Raw genomic sequence first — 21,685 nt, 5'->3', positions numbered from 1 at the left:
AGAGGTTCCTATACCTTGCTTCGAGGGTTCACATCATTTTAGACGATGATTCATTCGTATCAAATTGTAACTGACGCATTTCATAATGAAAGTTATGGCAGCTGTTCATATTATTGATAGGGAGATGATCCGATTGAAGTTAGAAGACATTAAAACAATCTGTGTCGTCGGAGCCGGCAACATGGGGCATCAGATTGCCTTGTGCTGCGCTTTAGCCGGTTATAACGTTGCCTGCACGGATATAAGTCAAGATATGTTGGACAAAGCGGAGGCCTTCGCCAAATCTTATTTGCCAGAACGAGTGAGTAAAGGGAAATTAACGCAGGAGCAGGCAGATTGTGCTTTAGCGAAGCTGAAATTTACTGTGAGTTTAGAAGAAGCTGCCGGAAAGGCTGACTTTGTTATTGAGGCAGCTGTGGAAAAAATGGATATCAAGCGAAAACTCTTTGCTGATTTGGATCGAATTGCTCCGCCGCAGGCGATACTTGCCACTAATAGTTCCTATATTGTCAGTTCGAAGATTGCCGATGCCACGGAGCGGCCCGGTAAAGTATGCAACATGCATTTCTTCAACCCTGCCTTAGTTATGAAACTGGTGGAAGTTGTTCAAGGACCTCATACCTCTGCCGAAACTGCGCAAATCACTATGGACTTAAGTGCTAAACTGGGCAAGATCGGTGTTTGGCTTAAGAAAGAAATTTATGGGTTTCTGGTTAATCGGATATTATCGGCTTTAGCTCAAGAGGCGATATTCATTGCCGACATGGGAATTGCCACACCCCAAGAGATTGACCTTGCAGTGATGAATGCCTTGGGTCATCCCCTGGGACCTTTCCGTTTAATGGATCTAACCGGAATTGATTTGAGCTATTATATCAGTATGGAGCGTTTTCAAGCAACCGGTGACCCGGCCGATCGTCCTTCACCCATTATTGTAGAAAAGTATATTAAGAACGAATGGGGACGCAAAACGGGTAAAGGGTTTTACGAGTATTCCTGAAGAAGTAAGCGCTGGCCCTCTTGCATTCAGCTAGGTCTTAAAGAACTAATGATAATGGTATAGGGAGCTTATCCAAAAGCTCCCTTTTCGTGTGCAAGGCCCAAAATGTTTTGACTATTTGAAATTATCACTTTACTATGTTCCTTTTCATTCTATATAATAGTGCTAAAAGATGGATAACAAGTGGGGGATAAACATGAGTACGGGAATCCACGCTGTTAAAAGCAGTAATTTTCCGCAATGGAATCGAGAACTTTTATTCCGAATTATGGATAACATTCATGATGTAGTACTTGTTATTGACACGGATACGACCATAGTCTACGCTAACGAAGCTTACGCAAGGATACTAGGGGTACCTGTAGAAAAAGTGTTAGGACGCAGGTTGGATCAGATCGAACCTAAGGCTGAAGCGATAACGTTAATGCGCAGCGGAAAGTCCTGTCATATGGGGAGGGACTATTTGGACTCGCTCGGAATTGATGTTATAGGAAGTTCCTTCCTTTTAAACGATGGCCATAGAATCATGGGCTGTGTTTCAATCTTTAAAAACATTTCTGAAGTTATAGAATTGAGCCGTGAGTTGGAGCAGACAAGAGGCGTAGCCGATTATTTAAAAGAGCAGTTACAACAATGGGAGCAACTTCCTCTTTCCTTTAAAGAATATGTAGGACAAAACAGCACGTTAAAAGAAACCTTAGTCTTAGCGGCCAAGGTTGCCAAAACAGATAGTACCGTACTAATTCGAGGAGAAAGTGGTGTCGGTAAAGAGGTTTTAGCCAAGGCAGTACATAACAGCAGCCGAAGAAAAGATAAGCCGTTAATTAAAGTAAACTGTGCTGCGATACCGGACAATTTAATTGAGAGTGAACTTTTTGGATATGAAGACGGCGCTTTTACAGGCGCTAAAAAGGGAGGAAAGCTCGGTAAGTTCGAGCTGGCTCACGGCGGTACCATATTTTTGGACGAAATCGGTGATATGAGTATTACCATGCAGGCAAAATTATTGCGTGTCCTGCAAGAAAAAGAGATCGAGCGAGTGGGCGGCACTAAAACGATTAAAGTTGATATCCGGGTGATTGCAGCGACAAATCGGGACTTGGAAAGCATGATTCAAGAAGGTACTTTCCGGCGGGATTTGTATTACCGTTTAAATATTGTTCCTCTTAACCTTGTTCCGCTAAGAGAACGAAAAGATGACATCCTAGCTTTAGCTAAAACCTTTCTGAATCGTTTTGCTCGTGAATTAGGTCATGAACTATCGCTTTCTTCTCAAGTGCTGAGATTTTTTCAAGAATATGACTGGCCGGGCAATATTCGAGAAATACAAAATGTACTCGAACACGCAAGTATTGTTTGCAGTGGTACAACTATAGAAATGTATCATTTGCCGAAACAAATTCTCCACCTTAATGATGACCAGTTAAGCGCCAGGAATAAGTCTCAAACAGTAAAGGAAATTGTGGCGGCCTTGGAAAAAGAACTAATTCTTTCGGCCTTAGCAGACAATAATAATAATCGAACAAAAGCAATGAAAGAATTAGGATTTTCTCGGCGAGTATTTTACGATAAATTACATCGTTATGGGATTAACTGAGCGGGATGACTATTAAACAATGTATTGTACGTTTTACGCACTATAGTTTTGGAAAGGAACTATTTTTTGTTTCAAATTCATACAGGTTTTGTTGAGTCTTCTAAGATTATACGCTCTTTAGAAGGCCTTTTTATTTGGCATGGTTATTGCTTATAAGACTATTAAGAATATTTAATTTTCTTGGAAAAGGAAGTGTAAAGCCAAGCCTTGATCAAAAAAGATGATCAATATCAGAAGTCATTGTATAGTACTACTATTTTATGGAAAGGGTGAGTTTTTTGGCGAGTAATTTTATTTACAGCAATAAGGATCATAAATTTATTATCAAAGAGTGGCTGGACGGAAAAAAGATTCTAGGCTTAAAGCGCTATCGGGATTATCTCTCCATTGAGGATGTCGATGGAATCCTCGATCAATCCCTGAAAGTGTGTAAAGACGTGGTAGCTCCCACAAATGATGATGGCGATACGATTGGGGCAAGATTTAACGATGGAAAAGTGACTGTTCCGCCATCGTTTCACAAGGCCTTCAGATTCCTCCATGACAACGGATGGGGCGCCAGCAACAATGATGTGGATGGTGAGGGAGCCCTTCCGGAAATCCTTAATCAATCTGTTCGTGAATATATTATCGGGGCTAATCCGTCCATGTCCCCCTATATTGGCTTAAGCGGCGGTATTGCGGCTGTGATCAAGGCCTTCGGGTCTAAGGAACAAATCGCCCTTTATACCCCAAAAATGTTTGAAGGTGTCTGGGAAGGTACAATGTGCTTAACTGAACCCGGAGGGGGTTCTGATGTGGGGGATATGACCTCTAAAGCTTATCCCACTGACGAACCTCTAGTTTATAAAATTAAGGGCACTAAATGTTTTATTACCGGAGGAGACCATGATCTAACGGAAAACATAATTCATCTGGTACTGGCCCGTGTTGATGGAGCTGCTCCCGGTACCAAAGGCTTGTCCCTATTTATCGTTCCTAAAATTTGGGTCAAGGAAGACGGGAGTTTAGGTGACCCCAATGACGTCGCTACTGTGGGGATCGAACATAAAATGGGCCTTAAAGGTTCGGCAACAGCAGTACTCAGTTTTGGCGAAGAGGGCCATTGCCGAGGCATTCTGTTGGGTATTGTTCCTGATGAAAAAGGGGTTGGCCAAGGTATGGCGCAAATGTTCATGATGATCAATGGATCTCGGATGGATACCGGGCATAGTGCTCTGGCTGTGGCGACAGTAGCCTATAACAATGCCGTTAATTATGCCAGAGAGCGCATTCAGGGGCGTCCCATTACCAATCCCAAAGGCGATCGTGTACCCATTATTCAACACGAAGATATTCGGCGTATGTTATTAACTCAGAAGGCGACCTTGGAAGCTATGCGGGCCATGATCTTTAAGGGCTATTATTATCTGGATTTAATTCAACATGGGGATGATCCTGAGGATATCCGTAAAGCTAAACGTTCGATTGAAGTTATTACGCCTTTGGTTAAGGCATACTGCTCAGATCAAGGGTGGCTGATGATTACCGAAGCTATTCAAGTCTTAGGCGGCTATGGCTATACCGAAGAATACCCTATTGCGCGTCAAGCCAGGGATGTAAAGATTTATTCGATTTGGGAAGGTACTAATTTTATCCAATCCATGGATCTTGTAGGCCGTAAGTGGAGACTGGACAATGGCAGTATTTTTAAAGAGTGGATGATGGAATTGGCGGCATTTGTACAGACCAACCAAAATCATAATACTTTTGCCCACGAATTTGCAGTTTTAGGAAAAGCGTTAATGGCTTATCAAGATCTTGTGGGTACCATGCTGGGTTATTTTAAGGAAGATATCAGGCTGGTTCCACTCTATAGCACGAGAATTTTGCGCATTACGGCTGAACTATATGGAGGATGTTTGTTAATGCAGCAAGCATTAGTAGCTCAAGAAAAGCTTGCTCAAGGAACTGGTGATCAGGCCTTCTATAAGGGGAAAATTCAGTCGGCGAAGTTTTACGTTCTTAATATTGTGCCAGACGTGGCGGCGACAGTACGAATTATTAAGGAAGCTGATACTTCGGCTATGGATATCCCAGAAGCAGCCTTTTAAGGTTAGCTAACAGAAACGAGAGGAGGATATAAATGCAGATTTATAAAGTTGCAGTAATCGGGTCAGGCGTGATGGGAAGCACTATCGCCGCCCATTTAGCCAATGCCGGGATACCAAGTCTGTTGTTGGATATTGTCCCGTCAACGCTTTCGGCCAAGGAAGAAGCGGCCGGATTAACCCTTGAGGACAAAAAGGTCAGAAATAGTATTGCAGAACAAAATAAAGCTAAGCTGCTGAAGATGAATCCTGCCCCGCTCCTGATTCCGGAGTTTGCAGAACGAATTGAGGCAGGTAACATAAGCGATGATTTAGGACGCTTAAGTGAGGTTGATTGGGTTATCGAGGTTGTCGTTGAACGGCTCGATGTTAAGAAGGATCTCTTTAAAAAGATAGCTGCTGTTGTTCGTCCGGGGACGATCGTCACATCAAATACCTCAGGAATTTCACTTAAAGCTATGGTGGAAGGACTTCCGGAAAGCTTTACACGATATTTCTGCGGCACCCATTTCTTTAACCCACCGCGGTATATGAAACTTTTAGAGATTATTCCCGGGCCCAATACCGAACCCCCTGTGATTGCTTATCTGAAAGAGTTTGGCGAGCGTGTTTTGGGTAAAGGTGTGGTTATGTGTAAAGACACACCTAATTTCATAGCTAATCGCATTGGAGCCATCGGCTCACCTGTATTGCTGAAAGAGATGCTTCGTTTAGGACTAACTGTTGAAGAAGTGGATGCTTTAACAGGCCCCGCTATGGGAAGACCAAAGAGCGCTTCCTTCCGTTTGATCGATCTCGTCGGTCTGGATGTCTTTATTCATTCCAACAATAATGTTGCCAATGGTGTTCCCGAGGAGAAGAATGACTTCGTTTTACCCGAGTTTATCTTTACGATGCAGAAAAACGGCTGGTTAGGCGATAAAACGAAGCAAGGCTTTTATAAAAAATCCAGAGGCCCTCAAGGTAAAGAAGTTTTAGATATCAAAACCATGACCTATGGCCCGCCCAAAAAAGTGTCGTTTCCTTGTCTGGATAAAGCAAAAGCGGCAAGAAACCTGTCCGAGAAGCTGCGAACATTAGTCAGCGGGGATGATGTCGGTTCCGAGTTTGCTTGGAATGTTTTAAAACCAACGCTTCTCTATGCCGCTAATTTAGTTAAAGACATTGCCGAGGATATCACCGGTATCGACGAAGGCATGCGCTGGGGCTATAACTGGGAAATGGGTCCATTTGAACTTTGGGATGCTCTCGGTGTTAAAGTTACGGCGGACCGTATTGTTGCTGAAGGCGGCAAATTGCCTGTAATTGTGGAAGAATTGCTCTCGAAGGGATATGAGAGCTTCTATGGCAAAACGGAAGCCGGAGAGACCACCTATTATGACAACGGCGTCTATCGTCAAAAAGCGGTCAGCAGTTATTCCTTTTTCCTGAAGGACGCTTACAAGACAGGCAAAGTTATTATGGGCAATGCCGGTGCAAGCTTAATAGATTTGAACGATGGGGTTGCTTGTTTGGAATTTCATTCCCCGAACAATTCGATCACTACAGATGTTGTAGAGATGATCTATAAGTCACTAGAAGAGGTTGAGAAAAATTACGCAGGGATGGTTATTGGCAACCAGGGTAAGAATTTCTGCGTGGGCGCTAATCTCGTGGATATTCTTCGCGAAGCAGAGAAAGGCAACTGGTCGGATCTGGACCAGGGCATTCGTCAATTACAGAATGCGACAATGGCGTTGAAATTTGCGAAAAAGCCTGTCGTAGCAGCTCCCTTCGGTATGACGCTTGGCGGCGGAGCGGAGATATGTCTGCACTCTCATGCTATCCAGGCTTCTTCTGAAACCTATATAGGGCTTGTCGAAGTTGGAGTCGGTTTGATTCCTGCCGGAGGCGGAACCAAAGAAATGGCTGTTCGGGCGATGGAAGGAGTTTTGCCGGGAGTTCAGGTTATTCCGGACTATTTCTTTGGCAAACGTTTTGAAGTGATAGCCATGGCTCAGGTCTCTACCAGTGCCGAAAAGGCTCGTCAACTCGGTTTTTTGCGTGACCACGATCGTTACAGCATGAACCCGGAACATATCCTTATGGATGCTAAAGCACGGGTCATTGACCTAGCACTCAACTTCAGATCTAATTTGCCGACGAAGGTGAGAATTGCGGGGTCCGGTGTACGCGGCACTCTGGAACTGGCAATGTATGGAATGCTTGAAGGGCGTTATATCTCCGAATATGACCGGCATCTAGGCAACAAATTGGCTTATGCTATCACTGGAGGAGATCGCCCGGCAGGTATGCTCGTTGATGAGCAATATCTTTTAGATCTGGAACGTGAAGCCTTTTTAAGTTTGCTTGGGGAAGCGAAGACTTTAGAACGCATCCGCCATATGCTCACTAAAGGCAAGCCATTACGGAATTAGGGGGGAAAATAATGCAAGAAGCGTACATCATACAAGCGAAACGCACTGCGGTTGGAAAATCGGCCAGGGGTGCCTTAGCACAGGTTCGACCGGATGATTTAGGAGCTTATGTAATACAAGATGTTCTTCAGACTGTTCCTGGCCTTAATAGGGAGGATATCGATGATCTTGTCCTGGGCTGCTCTTTCCCAGAAGGTGAGCAGGGGATGAATATGGCCAGAATTATGATCCGGCGTGCAGGTCTTCCCATTGAGGTTCCGGGCGTGACCATCAATCGTTTTTGTTCATCAGGGTTACAGGCGATTTCCATGGCGGCAGACAGGATTCGTTTGGGTGAAGCGGATGTGATGCTTGCAGGCGGAGCAGAGAGTATGTCTTTGGTTCCCATGGGCGGAAGTAAACCGGCTCCAAATCCTTATATGCTTGCTAATGCCCCGGAAGTATATCTCTCAATGGGGATGACTGCAGAAAATGTAGCCCAAAAGTATGAAGTCACCCGGGACCAGCAGGATGCTTTCGCGGCACAAAGCCATCAAAAAGCTTGGGCTGCTCAAAGCAGCGGACGTTTTGATGATGAGATTGTTCCGATTCCTCTGCCGACTTGGGGAAAACCAGGTGAGAAATGGTTTGCGAAAGATGAGGGTATTCGTCCGGAAACCACTATAGAAACTTTGGCTAAGCTGCGGCCCGCTTTTAAGAACGGGGGGTCAGTCACAGCGGGGAACTCTTCCCAGACGAGTGACGGCGCAGCAATGACTCTGTTGATGTCCGAACAGAAAGTGAAAGCTCTTGGTTTAAAACCTTTAGCCGTTTGGCGCGGGTTTGCGGTTGCCGGGGTAGAACCTGAACTGATGGGAATCGGTCCGATCAAGGCTATCCCTAAGGTACTCAAGCAAGTCGGCTTAAAACTGGAGGATATCGATCTCTTTGAGTTAAATGAGGCCTTTGCTTCTCAATCGCTGGCGGTCATTAAAACGCTGGACATTGATCCGGGAAAAGTAAATCCTAATGGCGGTGCCATAGCTTTAGGGCATCCTCTGGGCTGCACCGGGGCAAAGTTAACTGCGACCTTACTTCATGAGATGATTAAACGGAAGAAAAAGTATGGAATGGTCACAATGTGCATCGGCGGCGGTATGGGCGCGGCAGGGATCTACGAATTACTGTAAAGCAAATTCCTCTTTTACAGCGCCTGCCTCCTAGTTCTGGCGGGCGCTGCCAGTGAAATTCAATGAATGAGGAGGAAGAAGATGTCCGCAGCAGTTAAAGAATATCAAAGTAAGCTCGTTTCCCCAGAAAAAGCGGTAAGTGTTGTTAAGAGCGGTGATTGGATCGGTTACTCCTATGCAGCTAATACACTGCCTGTTCTTGATCGGGCTTTAGCTGCACGCGCCCCTGAACTTCATGATATTCAGCTATTAGGCGGAGTTACGATGCGTCCCCATGCATTTGTGAAAGCTGATCCCAAAGGGGAGCATTTTAATTGGAATTGTACACATTTTAGCGCTATCGACCGGAAGTATTATGACATGGGGAGAGCCTATTATATTCCGCTCAAGTATTCTGAAGTTCCGCGCTATGTTCTTGAGAATGTGCGCATGGACATCGCCATGATTCAAGTCAGCCCTATGGATAAACACGGATTTTTTAACTTAGGACCGACAATTTCCCATTACTGGGCAAATGCGCGCAAAGCCAAAATTATTATTTTGGAAGTTAACGAAGACATGCCAATCGCTCATGGAGGGTATGGCCATTATCTTCATATTTCCGATGTGGATTTTATTGTTGAAGGCGGTCATACCGGCATGCCTCAGGTTCCCTCCGATGATCCCGGTGAAATTGACCATCAAATAGCAAAATACGTTCTGGAGAATATTAGAGATGGTGATTGTCTGCAGCTGGGAATCGGTACCATGCCTAATGCCTTAGGGCAGCTGATTGCTAAGTCTGATTTGAAGGATTTAGGAGTCCATACAGAAATGTTGGTTGATAGTTTTGTGGATTTGGTAGAAGCCGGCCGAATTTCCGGACGGAAAAAACAAGTTGATCCCGGTCGGATCGTTTATACCTTTGCAGCCGGAACGCAAAAACTTTACGATTTTATTGACGATAATCCCCAGGCCGCAGGTTATCCGGTGGACTATGTCAATGAGCGGGATATTGCCAGCCGCAACGATAATTTGGTTTCGATTAATAATGCTTTGGAAATTGATCTTTCTGGTCAAGTATGTTCGGAAACTATCGGTCCGCGCATGATCAGCGGAGCCGGCGGCCAATTAGACTTTGTTGATGCGGCTTATCATTCGAAAGGCGGAAGAAGTTTTATATGCATGGCCTCAACTTACACCGATGGCAAAGGGAAAATGCATTCTCGGATTAATTCTCTTTTAACCACAGGAGCTGTGGTAACAGATACACGTCCTGTGGTTCAATATATTGTCACAGAGTATGGCATTGTTAACCTCAAAGGGCAAACGACCTGGCAACGGGCTGAACGTTTGATCAGCCTTGCTCATCCAGATTTCCGTGAAGATTTAATCCGTGAAGCGCAAGCATTAAATATCTGGAGAAGAAGCAATAAAAAGATTTAAGACAGGAATATCAGCAGAATAGGAATAGAAGTCTTGATTACTCACTTTTAATTGAATTATCAGTACTAGTTGTAAGATTTATAAATAAAACCATGCATATAAGTGGATGATTATACCACTTTTTATGTATGGTTTTATCTAGTTTTTAAGACCCCTACTTCTATAAGTGGGGGTGGGTCCTTCGTTGACTTCAGGTGGGGTAGAGTCCTCCTTCGCCGCTAAGTATCCTATTGAGAAAGGCGGCTCGGCAATAATGTCCACTGGACATTATTGTATCTGAAGCCCCGATGTTCAGCTTTAGCTGAACGAGTTCACTCACGTTATGAGGGGCGCTTACGCATTTTGCGATCTCGACAGGGTCTTAATGGTTTTCGACGTTATGAGAATTACGGCTTATATCAATAAGTTTGAGGACTCCCCAAGCCAGAACTGCATAGACAATCATAGCAATAATAGTTGACGATTCCAGCACCGACTGAGTTTCCAGACCCTTTGTGACAGCCGAAGGAAAAATTCCGGAAAAAGGTGCTAAGAACACTTGAGTTACTGCATAGATGAGAGAAACAAAAGGGCTAAGGGGATTAGCACCGAGAAGTTTAAAGATAAGGCGAAAGGTGAATAAGACTTCGAGAACCCCTAAAACATAATAGACGATTTGCTTGGCTTTAAGATGTTCCGGTCCGGTTTTTTGGGCAGCGTCCATTTTTATGCCTCCTTATGTTACTACAAGTTTATCTTCTAGCATGTACATATTTAGGTATTTTGATGAGCAAACTTTGTATAACAATTAAAAAGGAGGATAGATAATGACTGAGACAATCTTAGAGAGATCTGAAGGACGGGTAAGTTATCACGATTCCGTTGAGGAGATGCTGCCCCGAATTCGAGAAGACGGGATGTCCAACGTTTTTGACCGTTGGGCTAAACAGGAGAAAATCCGCTGTAATTTCTGCCTGCAGGGGCTTAGCTGTCAGCAGTGTTCCAATGGACCTTGCCGGATCAGTGAAAAGAGCGGTCAGGACAAAGGCGTATGCGGAATCGGTCCGGATGCCATGGCTATGAGAAAATTACTGCTGCAAAATATCATGGGTGCAGGGACCTACAGTCACCATGCTTATGAGGCCTTTCGCACTCTTCGGGCCACCGGGGAAGGTAAAACCCCTTTTAAAATAACTGACGCCAATAAGCTAAAGTGGATGTGTCAGACTCTTGGCATTAATGTCAATCAAGACGTTAATCAGCTGGCTATTCAATTGGCTGACCTGCTTAACCATCAGATGAATATTGGCACGGAAGAACCAAACCTTATGGTTGAAGCCTTTGCACCGAAGAAAAGGAAACAGGTTTGGAGAGATCTACATATCTATCCGGCGGGAACCGTTCATGAGGAACAGAACTGCGTGGCGAGTTGTCTAACGAATGTTGACGGAGATTATGCGTCACTGGCGCTAAAAGCTTTGAGACTTGGGTTATCTACTATCTATAATTCCCAGATTGGGCTGGAAATGGTTCAAGATATTCTCTTTGGCACGCCCCAGCCTCATGAGGTCAATGTTGATCTGGGAATAATGGACCCTGAGTATGTCAATATCGTTTTTAATGGTCATCAGCCCTGGGCGGGAGCAGCAACCATCCAAAAGGCCAAGCTGCCGGAGATTCAAGCCAAGGCCAAAGCGGCCGGAGCAAAAGGCCTGAGAGTTGTGGGTTCTATCGAAACAGGCCAGGAGTTGCTCCAAAGGTTCCCGGTTGATGACGTTTTTGTAGGCTTAATGGGGAATTGGCTGGCAATAGAGCCTCTTCTGGCGACGGGTACTGTTGATGTCATGGCTATGGAAGAAAACTGCTCTCCACCGGCTATTGACATGTATGCGGAAAAATATCAGGTTACCCTTGTCAGTGTCAGCACGATTATCGGGGTACCGGGGCTTGAGCATAAAATTCCGTATCATCCCAATGAAGTCGAGAGTATGGCAGACCAATTGATTAATTTGGGGATTGAAAACTTTAAAAAACGTCATGGGAAGATTATCGCCAAGGTTCCCAAGATCACCCAAAAGGCTATCGCAGGATTTTCGACGGAAGCCGTTTTGGGAGCTTTAGGCAATAAGCTTGATCCGCTTGTCGATGTGATAGCTGCCGGGAAGATCAAAGGGGTTGTTGCTTTAGCCAACTGTTCAACGCTGCGCAATGGTCCCCAGGATTGGAATACGGTGAACCTAACTAAAGAATTGATAAAACGGGATATTTTGGTTGTTGCAGGTGGCTGCGGCAATCATGCCCTGGAAGTAGCGGGGCTTTGCAATCTTGATGCAGTGAAGATGGCCGGTAAAGGGTTAGGAGAAGTATGCGGTTCCTTAAAGATACCGCCTGTTTTAAGCTTCGGAACCTGTACCGATACAGGCAGAATTTCCATGTTGGTAACGGCCTTGGCGGATCATCTTGACGTAGATGTGCCGCAATTACCAATTGCTGTAACCGCCCCTGAGTGGATGGAACAAAAGGCTACCATTGACGGGGTTTTTGCCGTAGCTTATGGCACATATACTCACCTGTCCCCGACTCCTTTTGTGACTGGGGCCCCTCAACTAGTGAAGCTCTTGACTCAAGATGTGGAAGGGTTAACGGGAGGAAAGATCGCTCTTGGTGATGATCCTGTGGAAGTTGCCAATAACATTGAAGCCCATATTATAAGCAAGCGAAAAGGGTTAGGCTTGAGTTAGTTCCCCAACAATTAAAATGATATTCAAAGTGCTTGCGGAATGAAGGGGTCGAAAACTTAACCATAAAAGCCCAAAATGTTTGTAAATAGTTAAGGCGTTCTCACGTCACTATCATAGTGTATAGTGAAGTGAAAACGCCTTTCTTTCATGTAAGGCAAGCAAAAGTGGGAATGCAATGAAGACCATTAGGATCTATTCTTAGGTCTTAATCCTTCGGATATTCGTTTTTCTGTTTCCTGAGCCAAATGTTTTAGGGTATGTAGACTATTCTCTGAAGTTGGGGTATGGTGCTCTGCCATATTTTTTGGCCCTTCAGATTTTGCTCCGAGCTTGTGGCGGACTAAAAAATAAACGCCTGCTGTAACAGCGATCAGGCCAAGCCCTAAAAAGAAGGAAGCCCTTTGGTCAGGAATTGCAAAAGCTGAGAAGAAAACACCTACAAAAATTGCTGTTACAATAAAATTGCTTGTTGGGTAACCGAGGACATGGGTTTTATGGCCATGCCGTTTTTCGAGCAGTTTTGGACGTAAGCGCCAATGGGCAAGACTAATGGTTAAGACATTAACGAGTGAGAGCAGGCCGCTGGCCCCAGTTACCAGCAAGTAGATTTTGTTAGGAATAATATAGGAGAGGAAGGCTATGGCAACAAGAAAGGTGTTTGTGAACAGCAGAGCACGTCTTGGAACTGCCTTTGGTGTGACCTTGTTAAAAAAATTCGGCGCTTCTTTTTGCTGGGCCAGAGCATTTAACATCCGCGATGTTCCATACATGCTGGCACTCATTGCCGATAAAGTGGCGGTTAAAATGACGAAGTTCATAAGAGATTGGACGATAGGAATTTTGTAAGGCAGCAAAGCGCTGACATAGGGGCTCGTACTGGCATTATAGGTTGTCCAGGGGTGGAGCAAAAGCAGGAACAGGACAGAAATAACATAGAAGGAAGTTACTATCCCTGAGGTAGAGAGAACTACCTTGGGGACCGTTTTTTCAGGGTCGGAAGATTCTGAGATAGCTAACCCCACCACTGAAGTTCCCGAATAGGCATAAAATACAAGTAAAAGAGAACCTGCGAAGCCAGACAAACCTTGGGCAAAAAAGGGAGTGTTGCTGATGTTATGCCAACCCGGAGCAGTACCGAAAAGAGGGAAAAAGGCAAGGCCAATCCCCAAGAGAATAAAGCCGATAAGGGCAATGACTTTAATGATGGCCAGGCCTGATTCTAATTTACCAAACCCGCGCGGATCAGCAAGATTGACCACCGTCAGAACAACTGAATAAATGAGCATGAAGGCCCAAAGGGGAATTCCGGGTAACCAAAGAGCACTAAAGATGGCCGCGGCAGTAGCCTCACTAGACATGACCAAGATTCCGGAGATCCAGTAGAGCCAGCCGATAACAAACCCAACTCCTGGTCCAAAGGCCTTGGCAGCATAAGTTTGAAATGAACCTTTTTCCGGGTCAAGCAAAGAAAGCTCGGCTAAAAAGGATAAGTTAAAATACATTAAAATTCCCATGAGGGCATAAGCAAGGATAATGGATGGACCGGAGAGTTTGATCGTCAAGCCGACTCCCAGAAACATTCCTGCGCCGATAATACTCCCGATAGCTAACATGGTTAAGGAAAATGCCGACATTTTGGAAGATTTGTTCTGTACCGAAGTCAAATTTGTTGCTTCCTTTCCTATATATTGTTCGTGATTTGACCTTTTCAGTATATGCATGCGGATTTGTTCCTATCCAGAGGCAGTTTCAGCAGTGTTAGACCATCGCATTTTATGAAAAAGCACACCCCAACTGCTGGATATCCAATAGTTGGGGTGTGCTTTAAGATCGGCTGTTCCTTCTTAACGACCACCAAGATCATAGGGCGTTTCTTGGTAGACGTAATAATTCAACCAGTTCTGGAATAGTAAATTTGTATGTGAGCGCCATTTGTGAACAGGGAGTTTTGTGGGATCATCGTCAGGAAAGTAGTTCTTGGGAAGTGCTATCGGCAGACCTTTGACAAAATCACGGTCATATTCTTCTTTAAGGGTTAAGGTATCATACTCAGAATGACCGGTGACAAAGACTTGACGTCTATCTTTGGAAACAACAATATAAACGCCTGCTGCGCTGGACTTAGATAAAATCTCCAGTTCGGAATGTTCAGCAAGGTCACTGCATTTGGTTTCTGTATGACGGGAGTGAGGAACATAGAATTCGTCATCAAATCCCCGCAGGAGCTGCATACCGTTCAAGCTGTTCCTCTTGACATCGTGTTTAAAGATACCGAACATTTTCTCCGGCAAAGGGTATTTCGGGATACCATAATGGTGATACAATCCGGCCTGCGCTCCCCAGCAGATATGAAACGTGGAAGTGACGTGAGTCGTTGTCCAATCCATAATTTCCTGCAGGTCCTTCCAGTAGGTAACGTCTTCGAACTCCAAGTGTTCTACCGGTGCCCCTGTTATAATCATGCCGTCATAGTTATGGCTTTTTATATCAGTGAAACTTTTATAAAAAGAATCCAGGTGTTCTTGAGAGGTGTTTTTAGAATGATGGCTCTCAATTCGCAGGAGGATAATTTCAACTTGCAAGGGAGAATTCCCGAGCAGTCTTAAGAGTTGAGTTTCTGTGGTTTCTTTGCGGGGCATAAGATTGAGGATCACAATTTTTAAGGGGCGAATATCTTGGTGAAAAGCACGCTCGTTCCCCATAACGAAAATATTTTCTCGATTAAGTATTTCCATAGCCGGTAAATGTTCCGGTATTTTAATGGGCATCGACTAAACCTCCGTTTCAACAGTGAAGACAATGATTTTGCAGTGTAATGCTTGTTCGAATTAATTCTGACTGGCCTTAAGAGCCTGGTCCAAATCAGAGAGGAGGTCATCAATCGTTTCCAGACCAATGGAGAGGCGGATCATATCCGGGGAGATTCCAGCGGCGCGTTGGGATGCCTCATCAAGTTGTTGATGAGTCGTACTTGCAGGGTGGATGACAAGGGATTTAGCATCTCCGACGTTAGCTAAATGGGAGAATAGCTGCAGATGATTGATGAAGGTTTCACCTTCCTGAAGTCCGCCTTTAACTCCGAAGGTGAAGATCGAACCCGCACCTTTGGGTAAATACTTTTGAGCAAGAGTATAATAAGGGCTGTTTGTCAGGCTGGGATAATTCACCCAAGAGACAAATTGATGGTTGTGCAAAAATTCCGCCACTCTTTGGGCGTTTTCAATATGTCTTTCCATACGAAGGGGAAGAGTTTCTAAGCCTTGCAAAAACAAGAAGGAGTTGAAAGGGGATAAGGCCGCTCCGGTGTCACGCAAGAGAGACACCCGGGCCTTGGTAATATAGGCGGCTTTGCCGCAGGCTTCCGTATAAACAATTCCATGGTAGCTGGGGTCAGGTTCGCTTAATCCAGGAAATTTACCGTTACTCCAGTTAAAGTTGCCGGAATCAACTAGGATTCCACCGATGGAAGTCCCGTGCCCGCCGATAAACTTAGTAGCCGAATGAACAACAATATCTGCACCGTGTTCAATAGGCCGGCATAAATAAGGAGAGGCAAAGGTATTGTCGACAATGAGAGGAAGATTCTTTTCATGAGCGATACGGGCTAATTCAGACAAATCGGCAACATTAATTTGGGGATTGCCAATCGTTTCAGTATATAAAGCCCTGGTTCGGTCTGTAATTTTAGAGCGGAATTCTTCCGGATTATCACCGTTGACGAAATGAGTTTTAATCCCTAATTTAGCCAAAGTATAGGCAAACAAAGTGTAAGTTCCGCCGTAAAGCGAGCCTGAAGCGACAATCTCATCTCCGGCTTGAGCAATGGTTAGGATAGCATACATAATGGCTGCTTGCCCGGAGGCTGTGGCCAGGGCACCAACGCCTCCTTCGAGGAGGGCAAGGCGCTGCTCGAAAACATCCTGAGTGGGATTCATGATTCGGGAATAGATGTTGCCGGGTTCTTTAAGGGAAAAGAGGTTGGCAGCGTGTTCTGTGTCATTGAAAACAAAGGAGGAGGTTTGGTAGATTGGAACGGCACGCGAATTGGTAGCAGAGTCGGGGTTTTGTCCTCCATGTAAAGAAAGTGTTTCAAATCCAAATTGGTGTTTTTCAGTCATTGTAATTTCTCTCCTTTTCTTAGCAGACAGTTACTTTTAGTGAACTGACTGTCAGTAAAATGTAATTGTTAAGATTTTGTTTACCGCGGGTTTAAATCCGGTTATTAGGAGAGGTTAGGTCAGCTGATAATAAAAAAACGATCGCTTCAGAGAAGCAATCGTTAGGTATTTAACACGCTGCTCTCATCTCTCAGAACCTAAGGTTCTGCTGGAATTGGCACCTCATAGCTTAGACTATCGGTTGCCGGGCATCATAGGGCCAGTCCCTCCGCCACTCTTGATAAGAGAATCAATATTAACTTGGTTTCAAGATAATATAGCTAATATAAAACAAACTATGGTCCCTGTCAAGTCAAAAATAATTTAAATATTTTCCATGGCCACGGACAGCATGAGCTTAATCCGATTAAGTTGATTGACCTCGCTGGCTCCGGGATCGTAGTCGATGGGTGCAATGTTGGCCGCCGGATAAGAGCGGCGGAGTTCACGAACCATACCTTTGCCTGTAATATGGTTTGGTAAGCAGGCAAAGGGCTGCAAACACACGATATTATTGACTCCGCTGCGAATCAGTTCAACCATTTCTCCGGTTAGAAACCAGCCTTCTCCCGATTGATTGGCAAGGGAAAGATGGTTTGAAGCATACTTGGCAATTTCTTCGATAGGTTTGGGAGCCGTAAATCGTTTACTGGCATTGAGGGCTTTTTTCATTTCTCGTCGATAGGCTTCAATCCGACCGATAGAGAAGTTGCCGGATACCATTCCCCAAAAGCTACCAGACAGCTGTTTATATTTAATACGATTATCAAAAGCTCCGTATAGAAGAAAGTCCGCAAGGTCAGGTACAACTGCCTCAGCGCCTTCAGACTCAAGCAGTTCGACAATGTTGTTATTAGCGGTGGGGTGAAATTTGACAAGAATTTCACCAACGACGCCAACTTTAGGTTTGACCCAATCTTCATGAATAGGGAGAGCGTCAAAGTCCTTGACAATTTGCCGAATGTTCTTCTCGTATTCTTTGGTATTACCTGTCTTTAATGATTCTTGACAACGCTTCACCCATGAATCGTATAAGCGATTGGCTGAGCTTGGTTCTTGTTCGTAAGGGCGCACTCGATAAAGAACTCGCATCAGGAGATCTCCATAGATCAATCCCTGCATTACTCTTTTAAAAATCGGAAGTGTAATTTTAAAGCCTGGGTTTTGCTCTAAGCTTGATGAATTTCCCGTATTTAAAGCAACAACGGGTACATGTCCCATATGGGCGTCTGCCAAGGCCTTGCGGATAAAGGCAATATAGTTGGTCGCCCGGCATCCTCCGCCGGTTTGGGAAATTATTACCGAGGTGTTGTCTAAATCATACTTGCCGGAATTTAAGGCCTTCATGATTTGTCCAACGACAATAATAGCCGGATAGCAAGCGTCATTATGCACGTATTTTAAGCCTTCATCAATGGCGGCTTTATCTACAGAAGGTAAAATTTCTATAGTATAGCCTGCCACTTCAAAGCCGGTTTGAAAAAACTGAAAGTGAATGGGAGACATTTGGGGGACTAAGAGAGTATGAGCTTTTTTCATTTCCTTAGTAAAAATAACGCGCGGATGTCTTATGATTAACTTTTCTGGGGTTACCTGACGTTTGTCACGTTCCTTGATAGCAGCGATTAAAGAACGCACACGAATTCGGGCAGCCCCTAAATTATTAATTTCGTCAATTTTGATGACGGTATAAATCTTGCCGTAAGCTTCGAGAATTTCTTTAACTTGGTCCGTAGTGACTGCATCTAAACCGCAGCCGAAAGAGTTTAACTGGATCAGCTCCAGAGAGCTCTGTTGGGCAACATAGCTAGCCGCGGCGTAAAGCCTTGTATGGTATACCCACTGGTCGACAATCCGCAAAGGTCGTTCAACCTGATTAAGATGACTGATGCAGTCCTCGGATAAGACCGCAAACCCGTAGGATTGAATCATCTCCGGAATTCCGTGATTAATTTCAGGATCAAGATGATAGGGCCTTCCCCCTAAAACGATCCCCTTTATTTGATGGTCTTTAATATATTGAAGGGCTTCTTCTCCCTTTTGGCGGGAGTCCTTTTTATAACTCTCTAATTCCGCATAGGCTTTTCCCATCGCTTTAAGGATTTCCTGGCTTGGAATTCCTTCCGGCGCTAACTCTTCAATTAAACGCTTACCCATTCTGCGTGGATTATCAATAGGCAAAAACGGATGATAAAACGTTATCGCTGAGCTTCTTAGGATGTCCATGTTGGCATTAATGGTTTCCGGATAAGAAGTAACGATAGGACAATTATAATGATTATTTGATGAAGGGTCTTCTTGACGGTTGTAGGGTATACAAGGATAAAAAATTTTAGTTATCCCTTTTTTCACTAAATCGGCAAGATGACCATGGGCAAGTTTTGCCGGATAACAGGCCGATTCGGAAGGTATTGTATCCATACCTTGTTCGTAGAGCGGTTTCGAAGATCGACCGGAAAGAATAACTCGATACTTTAATTCAGTAAAAAAGGTAAACCAGAAGGGGTAATCTTCATAAATATTTAAGACTCTGGGAATGCCAATGGTGCCTCGAACAGCCTTCTCAGGCACTAAGGGGACATAGTTAAATACTCGCTTGTATTTATAAGTGAAGAGGTTCGGAATTTCGGATTTTGTAATAGTTTTGCCTTCACCACGTTCACAGCGATTCCCGGAGAAAAATTCATTGCCGTTGGAAAAACGTCGAATTGTAACTAAGCAGTTATTTCCACACAGGCCGCATCGTTTCATGGAGGTCTCTGAAGAGAGTTCTTGAAGTTCGTCGAGGGGCAGGAGAGTTGTCTGATAGCTGGTCTCGAAGCGATCTTTGGCAATCAGCGCAGCGCCGAAAGCACCCATTATCCCGGCAATATCAGGCCGTACGACCTCACGATTTACGAGTTGTTCAAGGGCTCTCAGGACCGTATCATTATAGAATGTTCCCCCTTGGACAACGATCTTTTGTCCAAGTTCATCAGCGTTTCGCAAGCGGATGACCTTGAAAAGGGCATTTTTTATTACAGAAATCGAGATACCGGCCGAAATATCGCTAACCTCGGCGCCTTCCTTCTGAACTTGCTTAACCTTGGAGTTCATGAAGACAGTACACCGTGTGCCAAGGTCGACCGGATGCTTGGATTCTTGGCCGATCTGAGCAAATTCTTGGACACTCATATTCAGAGATTGGGCAAAGGTCTCCACAAACGAGCCGCATCCCGATGAACAAGCTTCATTTAAAGTGATGGATTCAATAACTCCATTACGGATAACCAGGCTTTTCATATCTTGTCCACCGATATCCAAAACGAAATCAACGCCGGGAAGGAAAAAATTCGCAGCTGCATAATGGGCTACTGTTTCAATTTCTCCGATGTCGACTTTTAGAGCTGCTTTAATGAGATGTTCCCCATAGCCGGTAACAGCCGAATTAAGAATTTTAATATTCGGATTCAGTTTTTGATAAAGGTTTTTTAAAGCATTAGCGGTTGATTCGAGAGGGTTTCCTTGATTACTGTCATAGAAGGAATAAAGCAAGCCTCCCTGTTCATCAATCAAAGCTAGTTTAGTAGTTGTTGAGCCGGCATCGATACCCAGGTAAGCATTTCCTTGATAAGTCTCTAAATCTACTCGTTTGACTTTATTCTCTGCGTGTCTTTTCTTGAAAGCCTCATACTCTTCAGCATCTTTGAAGAGGGGATTTAACTCCGCATTTTCGTCATTGTTTATTTTATAGATCATCGGCGCTCGTTCATATAAACACTCTTGAGTAAAAGGCTGTTGATTTCGTGATGAAAGGGCAGCACCGATGGCCACGAAGTATTGAGAGTCATCGGGAAAAATAATACTTTGGTCATCTAAATGCAATGTTTCAATAAAACGCTTTCTAAGTTCCGAAAGGAAAAATAAAGGACCGCCTAAAAAAGCCACGTTACCCGTAATCGGACGTCCTTGAGCCAAACCGCTAATGGTTTGATTAACAACAGCTTGGAAAACAGAAACGGCAATATCCTCTTTAGCAGCCCCCTCATTAAGCAAGGGTTGAATATCAGTTTTAGCAAATACTCCACAGCGTGAAGCAATAGGATAAATAGTTTTGTAGTTTTTAGCTAACTCATTTAAACCCAGAGCATCTGTTTGCAGCAATGAGGCCATCTGATCGATAAAAGCTCCGGTTCCTCCGGCACAGGTTCCGTTCATTCGTTGTTCAAGAGAATCACCAAAATAAGTGACCTTAGCATCTTCACCACCTAGTTCTATGGCAGCATCAGTCTTGGGAATAACCAGTTTTATGGCGTTGGAGCATGCCATGACTTCCTGGATAAAGGGAACATCTAATGTTTGAGAAATGTTATATCCTCCCGAACCGGTAACCATTAAGGTTAGGGCATGTCCTTGGAGAATTGCTTTGGCATCCTCAAGCATCATAACAACGGTATTGCGAATATTGGAAAAATGCCTTAAATAGTTTTTGTAGACTATCGTTCGATTGTTATCAAGCACGACAAGTTTTACTGTTGTAGAACCTACGTCTAATCCGATATTTAAAACTCTACTCATTTTCATCCTCCACTTGACGTATTATGCCAAATTATTTCCAAAGGTGGTTATCTTGGGAGGTGGTTACAATGGTTGAGCGCTTCTTCTAAGATGATTTTAACGTGCTCATCATGGATACAATAGCGCACGAGTTTGCCCTCTTTATGAGATCGAGCAAGTCCCAAGTTTTTAAGCAAGCGTAAATGGTGAGAGGCTCCTGAGACCGTTAAATCTGTAATCTGGGCAAGATCGCAAACGCAAAGATTTGGCTCTTGGAGTAAGGCATAAATAATTTTTACCCGCGTTTCATCGGCAAGGGCCTTAAAAATAGGTGTTACGCCTTCCATTTGCGCAAGCGAGTGAGACAATTCCTTTGACCGGTGAGGGGGAATGTGACAATCCAGACTGCAGAAGTTTTGGTGGGTTATACGGTTCAATAGGTATTCCCCCTTATTTAGTTTACTTCATAAACATTATAATGATTGCTTGAATGTTTGTAAATATTTTTTGTTGATTGATATTGTAAAGCAAACAATTTTTAGAAGTATATGGATATCTCCTTATTAGCTTTATT

General features: G+C 44.2%; 13 protein-coding genes and 1 riboswitch. Of the genes, 7 read left to right on the top strand and 6 right to left on the bottom strand.

Going from position 1 to position 21,685, the window contains the following annotated elements; genetic code table 11:
- The first annotated feature begins 133 nt into the window (after positions 1 to 133).
- The 6 genes from ACPUYX_RS15130 to ACPUYX_RS15105 all read left to right on the top strand — a co-directional run bounded on the left by ACPUYX_RS15130 (position 134) and on the right by ACPUYX_RS15105 (position 9,698).
- The gene (locus ACPUYX_RS15130) at positions 134 to 1,000 is read left to right on the top strand and encodes a 3-hydroxyacyl-CoA dehydrogenase family protein (protein ID WP_426380461.1); all 867 of its coding nucleotides are present in this window, start codon (positions 134 to 136) and stop codon (positions 998 to 1,000) included.
- Positions 1,001 to 1,196: 196 nt separating this feature from the next.
- Positions 1,197 to 2,597 carry a sigma-54 interaction domain-containing protein gene (locus ACPUYX_RS15125; RefSeq protein WP_426380460.1) on the top strand — a complete coding sequence of 467 codons (1,401 nt, stop codon included), beginning with the start codon at positions 1,197 to 1,199 and terminating at the stop codon, positions 2,595 to 2,597.
- A 278-nt stretch (positions 2,598 to 2,875) separates the two neighbouring features.
- Positions 2,876 to 4,690: an acyl-CoA dehydrogenase gene (locus ACPUYX_RS15120; RefSeq protein WP_426380459.1), complete on the top strand. Its 1,815-nt coding sequence runs from the start codon at positions 2,876 to 2,878 to the stop codon at positions 4,688 to 4,690.
- 32 nt (positions 4,691 to 4,722) lie between these two features.
- Entirely contained in the window at positions 4,723 to 7,104 is a 2,382-nt protein-coding gene (locus tag ACPUYX_RS15115) for a 3-hydroxyacyl-CoA dehydrogenase/enoyl-CoA hydratase family protein (protein WP_426380458.1), read from the top strand.
- Between the two features lie 11 nt (positions 7,105 to 7,115).
- Positions 7,116 to 8,273 (top strand): thiolase family protein, encoded by a 1,158-nt coding sequence (locus tag ACPUYX_RS15110; RefSeq protein ID WP_426380457.1) that lies wholly within the window; start codon positions 7,116 to 7,118, stop codon positions 8,271 to 8,273.
- An 81-nt stretch (positions 8,274 to 8,354) separates the two neighbouring features.
- Positions 8,355 to 9,698: an acetyl-CoA hydrolase/transferase family protein gene (locus tag ACPUYX_RS15105; RefSeq protein ID WP_426380456.1), complete on the top strand. Its 1,344-nt coding sequence runs from the start codon at positions 8,355 to 8,357 to the stop codon at positions 9,696 to 9,698.
- Positions 9,699 to 10,059: 361 nt separating this feature from the next.
- Here ACPUYX_RS15105 and ACPUYX_RS15100 read toward each other — a convergent pair whose 3' ends face one another.
- Positions 10,060 to 10,401, bottom strand: a complete 342-nt coding sequence (locus tag ACPUYX_RS15100; RefSeq protein ID WP_426380455.1) for a YggT family protein — start codon at positions 10,399 to 10,401, stop codon at positions 10,060 to 10,062.
- Between the two features lie 103 nt (positions 10,402 to 10,504).
- On the opposite strand from ACPUYX_RS15100, the gene cooS reads away from it, so the two are divergent.
- Entirely contained in the window at positions 10,505 to 12,418 is a 1,914-nt protein-coding gene (gene cooS / locus ACPUYX_RS15095) for an anaerobic carbon-monoxide dehydrogenase catalytic subunit (RefSeq protein ID WP_426380454.1), read from the top strand.
- Positions 12,419 to 12,603: 185 nt separating this feature from the next.
- Here the strand turns inward: cooS and ACPUYX_RS15090 are convergent, their stop codons facing one another.
- From ACPUYX_RS15090 to ACPUYX_RS15070, 5 genes are all read right to left on the bottom strand, one after another.
- Entirely contained in the window at positions 12,604 to 14,082 is a 1,479-nt protein-coding gene (locus tag ACPUYX_RS15090) for an amino acid permease (protein WP_426380453.1), read from the bottom strand.
- A gap of 180 nt (positions 14,083 to 14,262) precedes the next feature.
- Positions 14,263 to 15,186: a homoserine O-acetyltransferase MetA gene (metA, locus tag ACPUYX_RS15085; protein ID WP_426380452.1), complete on the bottom strand. Its 924-nt coding sequence runs from the start codon at positions 15,184 to 15,186 to the stop codon at positions 14,263 to 14,265.
- A 60-nt stretch (positions 15,187 to 15,246) separates the two neighbouring features.
- A complete protein-coding gene (locus ACPUYX_RS15080) occupies positions 15,247 to 16,536 on the bottom strand; it encodes a homocysteine synthase (RefSeq protein ID WP_426380451.1) in 1,290 nt (429 codons plus the stop codon).
- Between the two features lie 180 nt (positions 16,537 to 16,716).
- Positions 16,717 to 16,823, bottom strand: a riboswitch (SAM riboswitch).
- 76 nt (positions 16,824 to 16,899) lie between these two features.
- The gene (locus ACPUYX_RS15075; protein WP_426380450.1) at positions 16,900 to 21,132 is read right to left on the bottom strand and encodes an acyl-CoA dehydratase activase-related protein; all 4,233 of its coding nucleotides are present in this window, start codon (positions 21,130 to 21,132) and stop codon (positions 16,900 to 16,902) included.
- Positions 21,133 to 21,179: 47 nt separating this feature from the next.
- Positions 21,180 to 21,548 (bottom strand): ArsR/SmtB family transcription factor, encoded by a 369-nt coding sequence (locus ACPUYX_RS15070; protein WP_242976044.1) that lies wholly within the window; start codon positions 21,546 to 21,548, stop codon positions 21,180 to 21,182.
- Positions 21,549 to 21,685 lie beyond the last annotated feature (137 nt).

Origin of the sequence: Desulfosporosinus sp. SYSU MS00001 (assembly GCF_049943955.1) — a bacterium.
Classification (GTDB): Bacteria; Bacillota; Desulfitobacteriia; order Desulfitobacteriales; family Desulfitobacteriaceae; genus Desulfosporosinus.
Note: the sequence above shows the minus strand (reverse complement) of the source record. Positions and strands in the feature narration are given on the sequence as shown.